At 46.7% G+C, this 14,746-nt stretch carries 16 protein-coding genes; 12 read left to right on the forward strand and 4 right to left on the reverse strand.

Translation table 11 applies throughout. From position 1 onward, the window contains the following. The 3 genes from B4B27_RS11250 to B4B27_RS11260 form a co-directional block, all read left to right on the forward strand. Positions 1-762: FISUMP domain-containing protein (locus tag B4B27_RS11250; protein WP_290726544.1), on the forward strand; the 762-nt coding region annotated here is incomplete at its 5' end. Between the two features lie 66 nt (positions 763-828). Further along, entirely contained in the window at positions 829-1,239 is a 411-nt protein-coding gene (locus B4B27_RS11255; protein ID WP_290726546.1) for an LEPR-XLL domain-containing protein, read from the forward strand. A 100-nt stretch (positions 1,240-1,339) separates the two neighbouring features. Continuing rightward, entirely contained in the window at positions 1,340-1,555 is a 216-nt protein-coding gene (locus tag B4B27_RS11260) for a hypothetical protein (protein ID WP_290726547.1), read from the forward strand. Between the two features lie 30 nt (positions 1,556-1,585). On the opposite strand, the gene B4B27_RS11265 is transcribed toward B4B27_RS11260, so the two are convergent. Beyond that, positions 1,586-1,951, reverse strand: a complete 366-nt coding sequence (locus B4B27_RS11265) for a helix-turn-helix domain-containing protein (protein WP_290726549.1) — start codon at positions 1,949-1,951, stop codon at positions 1,586-1,588. A 461-nt stretch (positions 1,952-2,412) separates the two neighbouring features. Then, positions 2,413-4,503: a family 43 glycosylhydrolase gene (locus B4B27_RS11270; RefSeq protein ID WP_290726551.1), complete on the reverse strand. Its 2,091-nt coding sequence runs from the start codon at positions 4,501-4,503 to the stop codon at positions 2,413-2,415. Between the two features lie 234 nt (positions 4,504-4,737). On the opposite strand from B4B27_RS11270, the gene B4B27_RS11275 reads away from it, so the two are divergent. The 3 genes from B4B27_RS11275 (at position 4,738) to B4B27_RS11285 (ending at position 9,464) form a co-directional block, all read left to right on the forward strand. Beyond that, complete coding sequence (locus B4B27_RS11275; protein WP_290726553.1) at positions 4,738-6,285, forward strand: CotH kinase family protein; 1,548 nt, start codon at positions 4,738-4,740, stop codon at positions 6,283-6,285. A 110-nt stretch (positions 6,286-6,395) separates the two neighbouring features. Further along, positions 6,396-7,853 (forward strand): esterase, encoded by a 1,458-nt coding sequence (locus tag B4B27_RS11280; RefSeq protein ID WP_290726555.1) that lies wholly within the window; start codon positions 6,396-6,398, stop codon positions 7,851-7,853. Positions 7,854-7,967: 114 nt separating this feature from the next. Continuing rightward, on the forward strand, positions 7,968-9,464 hold the full coding sequence (locus B4B27_RS11285) for a glycoside hydrolase family 30 beta sandwich domain-containing protein (protein ID WP_290726557.1): 1,497 nt from the start codon (positions 7,968-7,970) through the stop codon (positions 9,462-9,464). 60 nt (positions 9,465-9,524) lie between these two features. Here B4B27_RS11285 and B4B27_RS11290 read toward each other — a convergent pair whose 3' ends face one another. Continuing rightward, entirely contained in the window at positions 9,525-9,905 is a 381-nt protein-coding gene (locus B4B27_RS11290) for a zeta toxin family protein (RefSeq protein WP_290726559.1), read from the reverse strand. A gap of 25 nt (positions 9,906-9,930) precedes the next feature. Continuing rightward, positions 9,931-10,104, reverse strand: coding sequence for a hypothetical protein (locus tag B4B27_RS11295; protein ID WP_173357848.1), 174 nt, complete (start codon positions 10,102-10,104; stop codon positions 9,931-9,933). Positions 10,105-10,314: 210 nt separating this feature from the next. Between B4B27_RS11295 and B4B27_RS11300 the strand changes: the two genes are divergently transcribed. The 6 genes from B4B27_RS11300 to B4B27_RS11325 all read left to right on the forward strand — a co-directional run bounded on the left by B4B27_RS11300 (position 10,315) and on the right by B4B27_RS11325 (position 14,744). Next, on the forward strand, positions 10,315-11,118 hold the full coding sequence (locus tag B4B27_RS11300; protein WP_290726564.1) for a GIY-YIG nuclease family protein: 804 nt from the start codon (positions 10,315-10,317) through the stop codon (positions 11,116-11,118). A 10-nt stretch (positions 11,119-11,128) separates the two neighbouring features. Next, positions 11,129-11,734: an FISUMP domain-containing protein gene (locus B4B27_RS11305; RefSeq protein ID WP_290726566.1), complete on the forward strand. Its 606-nt coding sequence runs from the start codon at positions 11,129-11,131 to the stop codon at positions 11,732-11,734. Between the two features lie 38 nt (positions 11,735-11,772). Beyond that, complete coding sequence (locus B4B27_RS11310; RefSeq protein WP_290726568.1) at positions 11,773-12,183, forward strand: TM2 domain-containing protein; 411 nt, start codon at positions 11,773-11,775, stop codon at positions 12,181-12,183. Positions 12,184-12,273: 90 nt separating this feature from the next. After that, a complete protein-coding gene (locus B4B27_RS11315; RefSeq protein ID WP_290726571.1) occupies positions 12,274-12,930 on the forward strand; it encodes a zinc-ribbon domain-containing protein in 657 nt (218 codons plus the stop codon). 9 nt (positions 12,931-12,939) lie between these two features. Continuing rightward, entirely contained in the window at positions 12,940-14,478 is a 1,539-nt protein-coding gene (locus tag B4B27_RS11320; protein ID WP_290726573.1) for an FISUMP domain-containing protein, read from the forward strand. A gap of 77 nt (positions 14,479-14,555) precedes the next feature. After that, complete coding sequence (locus tag B4B27_RS11325; RefSeq protein ID WP_290726575.1) at positions 14,556-14,744, forward strand: hypothetical protein; 189 nt, start codon at positions 14,556-14,558, stop codon at positions 14,742-14,744. Positions 14,745-14,746 lie beyond the last annotated feature (2 nt).

Genomic DNA, 14,746 nt, shown 5'->3' on the forward strand with positions numbered 1-14,746 from the left:
TCCTCGGCTCCGGTCGAGGATCTGTCGAGTAGCAGCTCGGTGAAATCAAGTAGCAGCATTGCTTCGAGTAGTTCTGCGAAATCCTCTAGCAGCTTCTTGAGAAAAGATTACACGAGCGCGAATCATTCGTATAGCGAATTAGAGGATCCGAGAGATCATCGAGTGTATAAATATTTGACTATTAGAGGAGAGAATAAGAACGGTGAAAGAGATTCTGTAACCGTGATGGCGGAGAATCTGAATGTAGGAATAATGGTCCAAGGCGCAGAAGACCAAACCGACGAAACTAAAATTGAGAAATATTGCTACGATAATGACACGCTCAACTGTTATCAATACGGTGGCCTTTACCAGTGGGCGGAGGCTATGCAACTGCCGAGCGAATGTAACGCCAAGAGTTGCGCTGACCAGATCAAGCCGAACCACCGGGGAATCTGCCCGGAAGGCTGGCGTTTGCTGACTTACGACGATTTCTACATCGTTGTACATGCCGACGGAAACGATGCTGGCGTGAAAGGCGTTCGTGCCATGGGATTTGGCGGGCACAACTATAGCGGATACAGCTTGATTGGGGCTGGATACAATTGGGGTTATAAGTTTAGAAATTTAAACGAAACAACTTATTGGTTTTATCCGGAAGAGGGATCTTTAGATAAACCTGCGGCACTGAGTGGTTCTCAAAGCAAATCTTCTACAGGAAATGCATCACAGAGCGTTTACAAAACGCATGGAATGTCAATTCGCTGTGTGATGGCTGAGTAACCATTAATTAAGCAAACAATTTTAACAAATAAACAGGGCTGTCTTGAACAGCCCATTGGGGTTCGTATGTCCAAAAAGGTCAACAAGAAGAAAAACACTCGTAACAACTACAAAATCGAATCGCTTGAACCGCGCCTGATGATGGATGCGGATGTCAATCTGGAGGAATTTGGAAACCAGATAGAAAGCATTTCTACGGTTGTCGACAACAGCATCAGTTCGATTTCCGACTTGGATTTATCGAGCCTCGGCCTCGATTCTAAACTGGACTCCGCTTCGGAGCTGATTTCGAACGCCGGTGATACTATTAAAACGAAGATTGAGGGTATCTATAGTAGCTATCTATCTTCTTTTGAATCGGCTGTTGAATCAGTAAAGATAGAAGACTTGGTATCGGCCCTTAATAATAACATAGGTGATCTTCCGTCTGGGGTGTCCGAATTGTCTTTTGTCCAGGAAGGGCACCCGTTTCCTTGACCACCCCGTGACCAAACACACTGAAAACGCCCGATTTTGTCATAATCTGGCATAGCAATTGAATTATATTTACTCGCAGACAACTGTCTATGGAGTTTTCATGTCAAACGATAAGCAGGAATGCATGTCAGCACTCGAGGAATCGGATGAAGTCTTTTACACCAAGATGCAAAAGGGCTTAGACGACATGCGCAACGGCCGCATCACGCCCCTGGACGATGTTTACGCCGAACTCTCCAAAGCCATCTCCGAAATCAAAAACGGAGCACCTGTAGCCGATGCAGAAGAATTCATCAAAGGATTGATGAATTCCTAGCAAAAATCCATCATAGGGGAGGCATCCCCTTCACTTACTAAAATCAAAGAAGGCTGCGGGATCCGTTCCAAAGATTTCGCCGAGCTTTACCGCCATTTTGCGGGATACCGCCCTGCGGCCGTTTTCCATGGCGCAGAGGTTCTGGACCTGAATTCCGAGTTTCGCGGCAAGGGTGACCTGCGACCAGTTGCGCAAATCGCGGTTCGCGACAATCATTTCACCGGGAGTAGAATCCAGATTCTTGAACCAATCGGACTCCTCGAAGGGAATCGAATCCTCGTTTTTGCAGACCGCCACATTTTCGGGCTTGTAGGTATCCTTCAAGAACCTGACAAGCGGAGCAGGGATATGCTTCGCACGAATTTCAATACGGGGCTTTTTCACGACTGCCAACATAGTATACCTCAATATTTATCGACCCATTTTCGCATGTCCAGCAAGCAACCCAATTCAGGGCGATGTGACAATGATACCTGTTATCGCCAAGTTTTGAGTAATGCCAGAAAAGTGGTTGTATAGGTCCAGAGACCTTTAGCGACTGCAGTAGAGCCTTCAGCTTGTTCTGCACTGCTCTAGGCATTGTTTTCGCCGAACGATCCGCCTTTTTGGTTATGGTTACATTGTACATAGTAGAATATAATCAATTTTTGATTATCCGTCAATAGGGTTGAACATTAACAAACAAAAAAAGCCGGCTTTTGATATATAAAACTCCCAGAGTCCTCTGGGGATATAACAAAAGTCGGCTTTTCTAGTCGAACGTGGCTTGTAGACGGAAATCCGCTACCAGTGCCTGTCTAGGATAATATACAAAAAAATCCTCCGCAGGGGAGGATTTCACTTTAAAGGGGAAGGCGTTATTTTCCAAAATTAATTCGCAGGGTTTGTCCGGAGGAGTTGCGGACGATGTAGGCTCCGCCCTGGTAACCGGCGGTCTTGAGTCTGGCCTTGATGTCCATCAGCGATGCTCCGGCGTTCAGGCGGATGTTCCCGAGCTCGGAGCCCATCAGGTCGAATACCTTGTAGCTGCCCGCGACTTTCGCGAATGCACCCGCGGCGATTTTCGGCACGATGCCCGTGGTCCCGTTCCTGATGTCCTCAGCGCTGCCTTCGCTTTCACCAAAGGCAATCCAGTCGAGGTTCACGTAGTCACTTGTCACCATCACCTTGAGCACGTGCTCGCCCGTGGTGAGTTCCTTGATGGTCGTTCCCTTGAAGGTGCCGTAGGAGTCGAAATCCCCGGTGCCCGCGAGCGCGAGCGTGTCGGTAATCGGCTCGTCGTCCATGAACAGGCGCACGCCCGTGTTGTCCATGCCGCTTGCGTAGCTCAGTTCGAAGGGGAGCTTGCCGCCCGCCTGCACGTTCACGGTGTATTCAAGCCATTCGCCCTTCTGCGTGTAGCCCACGGCAAATCCGTCGCCGTTCTTCACAATGTCCACGCGGTCTTCGCGGTATTCGCCGCCCTGGTTCTTGGTATCCATATCGTAGTAGGCCTTGCCGGCACCGCCCACGTCGTAGTTCTCGAAGTCGATGAAGTTGGCCGTGCCCTCGACCTTCGCGCCCACGACCGGCGCATCGCATTTCGCCTCGGGGTCGCTGAGTTTCGCCTTGCAGAACGGGCCCTGCGGAATGGAAGTCTTGCTGTCCTCGAATTCCCAGTAGTCCGCCTCGAAATCGCCCGCGAACACGAAGAACACGTCGTGCTTGCCGACCGCACCGGAGAGCGGCACCGTCACCAGGCCGTCAGCGCTAAATTCCGCCTTGCCGACGATTTCGCCATCCACCTTGTCCAGGCGGACGGTGATGCTCGACGCCTTCTTGACGCTCAGCACCGACGCCGAGAAGCTTTCCGCGCCCGCGTCGCCGAATTCCACGCCGCTAATCCTGGTGTATTTCCCTTCGGAAAGATTGGTGATGACCGTATTGCCGGCGGTACCGCTCTTACGGACCCTCACGTCTTCGCCCCACGACATGGTTTCCGCTTCCACGCGCTTGTACGGGTCAAAATCTTCCAGCTGGGCCACGCCATTATCCGGCCAATAGTCAATTTTTTGAATAGTGCCGTCGGCGTTGTACTTCATTTCGGAAAGGCCGACAGAACGACGCTCCTTGTGTTGGAATTTCTGGCCCATCTTCTCGGACTTGTAACGCCAAAGTTCGTAATTCAGGCCGAAAACGTAGGATTTCCCCTTGAAATCGATGATACCCGGGTGGTTTCCGTTACTGCGCGAAGAATGCGGCATAATGTCGCCCTTGTAGGTCCAGGGGCCCGTAATCTTGTCGCTCATGGCATACCCGATACCTTCCGCACAGCAGGTGGATGCGAAAGTCATGTAGTAATTGTTGCCGTGCTTATAGACCCAGGGGCCTTCCTGGTAATCCTTGATCTTGGGGTAGGTGACGATAGAACCCTGAGTACTAATCATATCCTTATTCAACTTGATCATGTACAAGTCGGGGTTGCCCCAGTACATGTAGGCCTGTCCGTCGTCGTCAATCCAGACGGTAGGGTCGATATCGTTCCAGTGCTCGCGCTGCCAGACCAGGGCCTTGTTCAAAGGTTCCTTGAAGGGGCCATAAGGGTTGTCCGCCACCAAGACGGAAATGCCGTTGCCGTGAATGGGGACGTACATGAACCACTTGCCGTCCCGCTCGATGACCTGTTCTGCCCAGGCTCCGTTGGTTTTTGTGCTCCACTTGATGTCATCCAAGCTCGCTACGGCACCGTGGCTGGTCCAGTTGACCATGTCCGTGGAAGTGTGCAACAGCCAGTCGTACATCATGAACCCGTCGGCATTGTCCTCGTCGTGGGTCGTGTACAGGTAAACCGTATCCCCATGGACATAGGGCGCCGGGTCCGCCGTATAGTTCGTCGTGATTACAATTTTCTGAGCGAAACCCGTACAAGCCAAGGCCAATACGGAAGAAACGAATAAGATATTTTTCATCTTAATCTCCAAACATGTTTTACACCAGAGATAAAGATATATCGCGAAAAGCCCCGCGGAACGCCCTAGAATTAACTTATCATTGACAATTTTACAATAGGCATGAATGTCTTGCGGAGTTGTTTACACACTTCCTAAACGAAAAATTTAAGCATGCAGGCGCAAAAACGTGCATTTTTTGCCATTTTTATCTAATTATGCAGGTGCGGGGTTGGCGTTCCGTGAGGTTTATGTATGGATTGTTTGGTCCGGAGGCTTGCTCCGGTTATTTTTGCGGGCGTGCTTGTTGCGTGTAGTGAAGATCCCGTTGGCGTTGATGCTGGCGTTAGTGTCGAAAGTGCCGGATCGAGTGACGCGACCGCCTTTGAACCCGTTTATTTCGCTTCTTCTACAAGCATGGGAGAAGAGCCTGCAGAAGAACCCGAGTATTCTTTTGCGGAAATGCCGGCGGTTGGCGTTTCGAGTAGCAGTTCTTCTGTGAATCCCGTGCCAAACAACGGCGTGCCATACATCCGCATTCTTGTGGACGATGCTTCGGTGCTTTCGCGGACGGACAGCCTGGAGAAACCGGCGTACATCGGGTGTACCATTGAGGTCGCGGGGAACGGGATATATGCCGACGTTCCGGTGAGCGCCGCAAAAATAAAGCAACGCGGGAATTCTACGCGACTCTGGTACGACAAGAAACCTTACCGCATCAAGTTTCAGGAAAAGACCGAAATGCTCGGGCTTGCCGCGAATAAGGATTGGGTGCTGTTGGCAAATTTTCGCGACCCGACGAACCTGATGAACGCGCTTGCTTTCGATATCGCGCGGGAGATGGGCAGTTTCAACTTTGTGAATGCAAACCGATTTGTGGAAGTGGAAATCAACGGCGACTACAAGGGACTGTACCAGTTGACGGAACAGGTTGAACAGGCGGAAAGCCGCGTGAATGTTGGTGCGGACGGTGTACTCCTGAGTCTTGACCAAGATGACGGACCGGAACTTTCTCCCGATGCGAACGACAACTTCTGGAGCGCTACATACAAATTGCCTGTTGCCGTAAAATACCCGAAGACGCTTGCGGAAGGTAGCCTGGAACAGATACGGTCCGATTTCAAGAGACTCGAAGATGCGATTGCCTCTGCCGATTACGATGCGGTGAAGGCTTTGCTTGACGTGCGCTCGTTCATGGACTTCTTGATTCTGCAAGAAATCACGCGTAATGTGGAACTCGAAGCCCCGCGTAGCATGTACCTGCACAGGGCTTCTGCGGAAGGCAAGTATGTGTTTGGACCCGTGTGGGATTTTGATGGCGGTTTCGGTTACAGCTGGAACGAAGAGACGAAGGAATACTTTGGCAGTCAATCGTGGATTCTCGGGAGTACGAACCCGAGCGGAAGCCCGTTCAACTGCACGGCCGACAAGAAGAATGACTGGGGAATGTGCGCTACGGGAACATCCGGAGGCCGAGGCGGGTTTGGCGGCTTTGGTGCCAATGCCTGGGACGGTTCGGGAGCATCTGGATTTTTCACGAACCTTTTCTCTAACGCGCAATTCCTTACGGAATACAAGGCGCGCTGGGCGGAACTTGCACCGAAAATTTCTGCGCTAGTTTCGGAGCGCCTGAACGTGTACCTTACAGAAAATGCTGTGGCTATGGCGAACGATGCCGAACGATGGCCCTGGCCCGAAAGCAGGAACAATACGGGGAAAAATTCCGCTGCGGCAGCAAGAGATTTGGAAGCGTGGATGCAGAAGCGTATTTCGGACTACAGTGCCGTGGTGAATGGATATTGAAGGAAAAATCCTTTGTGGACAGCGTTGTCAACGCAAAAAAGTTTACATAAGAACTAAACCGCTTCTTGAAAAGTATTTTCTGGAATAGAAAATCAAAAAGGAGTGGTTTTATGAATCATGCTCTATGGACCGGTGTGTCCGTTGGCGTTATTATGGCGTTGTCTGCAATGACGGCGAATGCGTTTACCCTGACAGGCAAGGTGAGCGACGATGGCGGCAAGGCTGTCCGAGGCGCAGATGTCTTGCTTGTTCAAAAAGGCCTCAATGCGAAAACGGATGCCTCGGGCGCATTCACGATTCACCAGGACGAAGAACCGTTGGCTCTGGCGAACGAGGCCTCGGTCGGATTTCTCTCCGTGAACAACGGCATCCTATCGTTTTCGCAGGGGCAAAATTCTCCGGTACAGGTGCAGATTTTCGACATGTTTGGGAACCGTCTTTTGAATGAAACTCTCTACGGCTCGGGGACGGTTGACATGAAGTCTTCCGTGAAAGCGCAGGGCAAGTATTTCGCGCGCGTCCGCGTAGGTAGTGCAATGCAAACGTTCCAGTTTGTTGCCGATGGGAGTTTCAATGCGGCATTCGGTGCGAAGTCCGGAGCAAAGGCGCTTCTCAAGGTGGGCGATTCGGACGACCTGCGTGTTGTTGCCGACGGTTTCGACACCCTCAATGTAAAGCTCGACAATCTTGACACGAATCTTGCACTTACGCTCAAGAAAACCGCTCCGTCGCAACCGCAGTACGAATACGGATGGGGCCTCAAGAACGACCCGGTCCCTACTCGTGGTTGTGGCAAGGACACGAAACTTGATTACAAGTATCGTGGCGACAAGCCCTACATTGATTTCAGATGGAGCAAGGGCGTGCGTACCGTACGTATTGACATGCCGAAAAGTTACGACAAGAACAAACCGTACAAACTCATTTTCGGAATGCAGTGCATGGGCGGAGCCGGAAGTATCGTGCAAGATGAAGGCTATCATGGCCTCAAATGGATTGACAAGAACGAAACCGCAATTTTCGTTGCGCCCGAAGGCAATGGCAATCAGCTGCCCTGGGGGCAGGATGATTACCTCCTGTTTGACGAACTCCTCGCATATCTCGAAGGCAACTTCTGCATTGATTCAAGCCGCGTATTCTCTATAGGATTCAGCTACGGCGCCATGTTCAGCAATGGCCTTTCGTGGAACCACCAGGACGTGCTCCGCGCAGTGGCCGTTTACGAAACCGCGGAACGCAACATCTGGCTTCCGCAGCGCAAGAAAATGGGAATCGGCTGGATGGGTGTGCTCGGCCTCGATGACGGCATGTGCACCCCTGAAATGGGCCGGAACGCGCGCGACATCATCTTGACGCTTAATTCCGAAGGCGGCAAGGCGAAGAACGAACGCGCCGAAGAAGCCCAGCGCAACGCTCCGCACAAGTGCTACGACTACACGACCGTTGAGGAAAGATTCCCCGTTCGCTGGTGCACGCAGAGCGGCGGCCACATCTGGGACCACAAGGACCCCGGCCAGCAGCAGTCCTGGGTGCCGCAAGCTACGTGGGAGTTCTTCGAGAAGTTCTAGCGGATAAATACATCATTCTGTTGTCAATTTATCAAAACGAATTCGAATAAAGCCTTATATTAAGCGAATTTTTCAACTTATTTTATAGTAAGTAAAGTTCGTATGGGAGGCTTTATGTCGTTTTCAATTAAGGGATTTCCCTTTTTTGCAGGTTTTGTCGCGTTTTTGGGCACCCTCGCCAGTGCGGCAACGATTAACGTAGATATCGGCAAGGAATACCAGCGCATCAGCGGCTTTGGGGCTGCCTCGGCATGGGCCGGTTCCATCACCGACAAGAATGCCGCATTCCTTTGGGATTCCACCAGTGGCGCCGGGCTTACGCTGCACCGCATCCGTATTGCTCCGGACGGCACCACCTCCGAAACGAGTATTGCCAAAAAGGCGAGTGAATACGGCGTCAAGGTCTGGGCAGCCCCGTGGACATCTAGATACACCATAAATTACGACGGTGACAAAAAGCACCTGGATTTCAATCACGCTCAGGACTGGGCCAACACCATCTTGAAGTTTACGCAAGACATGCGGAAGGCTGGCGTTAATCTATATGCAATTTCGTCGCAAAACGAGCCCGACGGCACCGGCGACAATCACTACGAACCCGATGAATTGGCACGTTGGGTCGGCGACTACCTTGGCCCCACCCTCGATACCACGGGCATCAAAATCATTGGCACCGAAGCCATCAACTGGTACGGATTTCCCAATTACAAAAAAGCCTTCTTCAACAATCCCGCCGCCCTGAAATACACCGATATTTTTGGGACACACGAATACGGCGGAGACCCGGCGGCTTACCCCGAAATTCACGAAGCCGGCAAGGAATTCTGGGAAACCGAAGTCTATGATCTTGGAAGTAACAAGGAAGACGTGGGCATGGGAAGTGCTCTCCGCGTTGCAGGCGTAATCCATGACGCCCTGACTATTGCGAACATGAACGCCTGGCATTTCTGGTGGATTTATTCCTGCAGCGAAGCCAGTTGCGGCAACGGAGCCCTCTGGCCGCAAGGACAAGGCAACCCCGACAATGTGGAGCCTACCAAGCGACTCTGGGTCATGGGGAACTTCAGCCGCTTCGCGCGACCCGGCTCCTGGAGAATCGATGCTACCAAGAATCCCGAAAGAGATGTAAAGGTCACCGCCTACCGCGACTCCCTCAAGACGAAAATCGCAGTCGTCATTCTCAATTCCAAGAACGAGGAATTCAAGGCGGACTTTGATTTCGGAAACACAAAAATTGGAAGTTTTAAACCCTACGTCACCGACGACAATAGTAACCTCAAGGAAGGAAGCGAAGTCAAGGTTGATGGTACAAAGTGCAGTTTCAGCGTTCCGGCCCGCAGTGCAACGACCATCGAATTCGTTCTGTGGCAGGAGCCAAAGGTTGAACCGCCTTCAGACTCTACCGATGCAATTGCCTTCGGGACGCATGCTGCGCCCCAAAGCCTTCAAAGTACATATAAAGTATTTAGCCCGCTCGGCGTGTTCATCGGTGAATTCCAAGCCGGACATATCGGCGATCTCCGCAACGCCATGACAAACGCAGGCTTAAGCCGCGGCGTGTACATGGTCAAACGTGGCAATGCCAAAACGAAGCGTGTGGTGTTGAGATAAGTAAAAGGTCGCCCTGCAAGGGACGACTTTTTTAGATGCTTGATGTTCGAATGTACTCCGCTACTTGAGTATCGTCATCGCCCATTGAGGAATGTTGTCTGTGTAGCTTTTAACCAGTTCTCCATCCGACATTCTGAACAAAAGCGAAGCGTCCTGGTCTTCAACCGAATTGTCATAAACATAAAGACGATCCACCGATGGAATTATCTTCTTGCAGTTGAAAATGGACTTCTGGTATCTAGAAATAATCTTGGAAATCGGGACGTCATGACCGCCCTGTATCACTCGCTTTGCAATTCTAGCGGCATTGATAGATGGGTGTGAGGTCGCGACAAAAAACAAACGGATGAAATAACCTTGCTGTTTTGCACGGCAAACAAAGTCGACTTTTTCATCAGAAGAAAAAACTGACTCAAAAATAAGACTTTTATGGTTCTTCAAAGATTCTTCACGCCAGGACTTGCAATTAACGGATGGTCGCGGCTGCCTTTTCAATTTCATCGAAAAAACGTTTGGTGGCGTCGGCATTGGCTTTGCGAGCGTCCTCGGCGGCTTCCCTCATAATTTGGGCAAGCATTTCATCGGTCGGCTCTTCCAAGTCCGTCAATCTGTAAGAATCAATGCTTTTTGTCGTTGTCATAGGGGCTCCTTGATGCCTTATCGCGGAGAATATACATTTTTTCTGTACGAAAACGCAAACTTGGGGCGGCTTAATGCTAAATTATGCTGGTTTCTATGAAAAAATGTGTCTATTTTGATACAATGGCGTAATTATAAGTTATATTTCTACTGACATAATGAATTAGAGTAGTACTCTTGTTCCCACAACGAAAAGTCTGGTAAACTTTGAATGGGCGAAAGCCCCGCAATCTGGGAAGAAGACGAACGCTCACACCGATCGGGTGTGGGTCGTTGGGCGTTAGCCCGCAGCATTGTTCTGCCTTTGACGGCAGATAATTGCTGTTGTGCTTTAGATTGCGGGTTTACCAGAGCCTTCGTTGTAAAAGCCGAGCGACACCATACCTTTTTTGTTTTCAAAAAGTATGGGCTTAGAACGGCATTCCGAATAAGACCGCTGCTCGCAGACTGCCTTTGGCAGAAAAGAGAGGTCTTTGTGTGCTGGAAAAGTATATCGGCGAAAAACCTTCGTGAGAAGGGTGAACTAGAGATTGAAGGAAATATGTCTAGTGGTATATATAAGTGGTGGTCGTCAGAAAAGGAAGTGAATGCAATTCTAAGAAAATTAGGTGCTTCTGAATTCGTTGATATCAACAAAGAACTCGAAAAAAAGGTATTTGATTGCAAAGAAATGTATTGTATTTATGTTGGTCAGGCTAAAGATTTAAAGGATAGGTTGAGAAAACATATTAGAGGAAGCGTTAATAATTCTACGCTACGTAGAAGTCTTGGGGGAATCTTGTGGAATGGGGATAGTTCTGAAGAACTGAAGAAAAAAATAAATAATGAATTTATTGATAAGTTTTATGTCGAGTACAAATGTGTAGAAGAAAAAAAATTAGATGTTGAGGAATCAGAAGAGATTGGTAAGTATCTGAGGATTCTCAATATAGATGGGTATAATCATAGATTGTTTATGCAATACATTAATAAACCATTGTCTGATTTACGGGAAAAGATAAGAAGAAAGAAATAGGAGGGCTTTGATGAAAAAAAATGGTTTCTTCATTTTTGTTCTTATTTGCCAGTCTTTTAATGCGGCTTGTTGTAATGCTCAACAAAATAAACCGGATTTCTCAAATGGTGTGATAAAGGATGCACGAGACGGTCAATCTTATAAGATTGTAGAAATTGGCGATCAGATATGGATGGCGGAGAATTTGAATTATAAAATAAAGGAAAGTTCTTGTTTGGAGAATGAAATGGGTAAGTGTGAGACAGAAGGAAGAGTGTATCGTTTTTGGGAAACAGGAAAAGAGAATGTTTGCCCTAAAGGTTGGAAAATTCCTTCTGTTGAGGATTGGAATAAACTTTTCACATTTGGGAATATGAAAAAGACGTGCGAAAATTTTGGATATGAAGACGAAATTGGGAACGAATGTGACTATTATGTTTGGAATACCTCTAGTGCAAAATTAAATCAATTAGGTTTAAGTGGTAGATATGCTGTAATTGGACTTACATATTTCAATAGAAGAGGCTTAGAATTTGATTCACATTATTGCTTTTCCGCTGATTCTAGCGGGTTTTTTGTGACAGATTTTTGTTGTCAGGATGTTTGTGAAGATTATGTTCGTTGCATAAAAAATTAGAAACTCGTAAAAATGTGGTGTTTTATTATAAATAAACAATGAAAAGAACAAAGGGTGGACGTATGTTCTGTTCTCAATGTGGGAGAAATTTACCGAATGAAGCAAAATTTTGCGATAATTGCGGTATGTCTATGGTGCCGAATAGCGTGCCTGTGCCTATAACTAAGTCGGAGCCAATTGCTGTGCCCGATTCGCAAGCGTCTGTTACGCAAATTAATATTGCCGTTCCTAATATGGGCCTTAATATTGGTGGCGTTGAGGTCTCTCCCAAAAGTAAAGTTGCTGCATTTCTTCTTGCACTTTTCTTTGGAGGACTTGGTTTCCATAATTTTTATATCGGACATTCCGTGACTGGCCTTGCGCAACTGATTTTACAAATCCTCATTTGGGTGCTTTTTGTTCCGACGGTTGGAATGAGTTCTCTATTGGAAATACCCTTTGCTATTTAGGTTTTTATAGAAATGATTATAATATTGTGTGGATCTGCTAAAGACGGTGATGGACTTTCTATCAGACTATAAAAAGAGAGGTAAATTATTATGTTTTGTCATAACTGTGGAAATAAATTGGATGATGGATCGAAGTTCTGCGATAAGTGTGGCGCTTGTTTAAGCGAAAATATCGCCTTGAATGTAGGAACGTCTATATCCGAGTATACAGAAAATTCTCCAAGTATGGGGAAGATGGTGATGCAGTTTATAAGAGGAATCCCATTTGGATTGACTTTTCTTGTTTTTCTCTTGCCTTTATTTATAGTGTCATGTAATGGAATTTCTGTTGCTGAATTTACAACATATGATTTATTTAATTTGTCTAGTAAAATAAGTAGTTTTGGAAGAAATGTGAGTGAAAATGTTGAGGGACTCCGTATTATTGTTTTTTTGGGGACCGTCTTAATCAGTAGCACAATTATGGCTTTTGCATGTAGTTTCTCTAGTGGAAGAAGTGGAGCAGTTTTTGGCGCGGTTTGTCTTGTTGATTTAGTGTCGATGGCTGTTATATTGATTAACAGGGCTAAAGAAACTATTGTTGAAATTAGTTTGGGAAGTGGATTTGTCGTTTCTATGGTTCTTTTCGTTGGCGGAATAATTATGTGTATAACTTCACCAGAAAATGAAAAAGATGTTCCGGCTAATTTGATTGCGGGATTAGCTACAATTGCGGCCAGTATTCCTTTTGTCATTTATTTCATATAGGAGCTCGTTATGCCTGTTTGCCCATATTGCCTACATGTGGTTGATGCTTCATCGAAGTTCTGTCGTTCGTGTGGAAAATCGATTAATAATGTTAAATGTGTAAAGTGTGGGGCCGAACTAGTTTCGGATGCTAAATTTTGTAAGAAATGCGGAGCCCCTGTACCAAAATTTTGCCCACAATGCGGATGTATTTTAAATCTGAAGGCTAAATTTTGTTCTAAATGCGGTAAAGAAATACCTGCCACTTTTTGGATGGACGCTAATATTTGTTTAATATGTGGAAGTCCTTTAAAAAATAGCGCAAAGTTTTGTTCCGTATGCGGCAAGCCTTCTGAACATAATGGGAAAAACGAAATTAATCTAGAAACCATTGAAAAGGAACCGCCGAAAGAGAAAAGTTTAGAGTGTAAGTCTGCCGTAAAAGAAAATGTTGATCTGAAAGAAAATGTTCCTGCTCAAAAAAATGTAAAAGGGAATTTTTCTGGGGATGTTTTTTCTGAAAAAAATAACAAGTCGTTTAGCGCTGCGCTAGTCTTTATTCTATTGGCAATTGGGCTTGTTGTTGGGGGTGTATATTATTTTGTCAACAACCAAAATGATGGCGCTTCAAAATATGCTAACGAAGTGCTGACAACATATCTAAAACTGCAGAATGCCTATTTTTTGGAAAAAGAAACAATTGGAACGGCTTGGGAAATAGGGCTGAATGTTGGGGATACACCTGATTTTAAAAATGTTGAAAAGGTGAATAAATCATTCGGCTTAATAAGTCAAAGAAATATAAAAGGGTGTCCTCAATTTTCTGCATGGGAAATTTATGGTAGCATAGAAAAGGAACATAAAAAAGAAAAAGTTGGGCAAGAGTATTGGCATCATTTTATAAAAAAATTACATTATGATTGCTTGGTGAATGTAAAGTTTGATGCAGAACATGCTGAAAAAAGTGCAGCATGTGAAAAGTTAGTTCCTGATTTCAAATCTATGTGTGACGATGTTTATATTGATTCGGTTGTATCTATTGAATCTACAATGAGGGATAATCGTGATGGCAAAATTTATAAAACTATAAAAATTGCTGATCAAACTTGGATGGGGGAAAATCTGAATTTTAAAATGGATAGTAGTTGGTGTTATGGAGATGTTTCTACCAATTGTAATAAACATGGTCGTTTGTATACATGGGAAGCCGCTGTTAGGGCATGCCCGGCAGGGTGGCATTTACCTGATATGTCTGAGTATGAAAAACTATTTAGTGCTGTAGGTGGTGAACAGATTGCTGGATATATGTTGAAGTCGTCACAGGAATGGCAAAAATCTAAGAAGGTGAAAAATGGAATTGATGCAATGGGCTTTTCTGTGTTTCCTGTGGGTGCCAAGAGTAATGATGGTCGTTACTATTATGTGGGCTATTATGCTTATTTATGGACATCAACTGCAGAAGATACGGATTATGCATATTATGTGAATTTTAATTATGAAAAAGATGGCGTAAAAAAGACGTCGGAAAGTAAGAATATAAGTCTAAACGTTCGATGCGTCAAGAACTAAATAGGTTTATGTGCCGCCTTCCATCTTTTTTTGGTTTGATAAGGCCACATCACAAAAACTCCTGGAGGTCGATACTTATGAATGGAACTGAAAAGGCTGATGACATTCTGTCCGATGTGCGGATTCCGTTTTCGGCGGTTCCCGACCCGTACAGAAACACGCCTCCCTGCAAGTTCAACTTGCTGGAACTGGCTCGGTACGCCGACAGGAACGGCAAGGACATCAGCAATCTTACCCAAGAAGAAATAGCCTTGTTCAAGATATAGGT

This window comes from Fibrobacter sp. UBA2449, from assembly GCF_002342555.1.
GTDB lineage: Bacteria > Fibrobacterota > Fibrobacteria > Fibrobacterales > Fibrobacteraceae > Fibrobacter.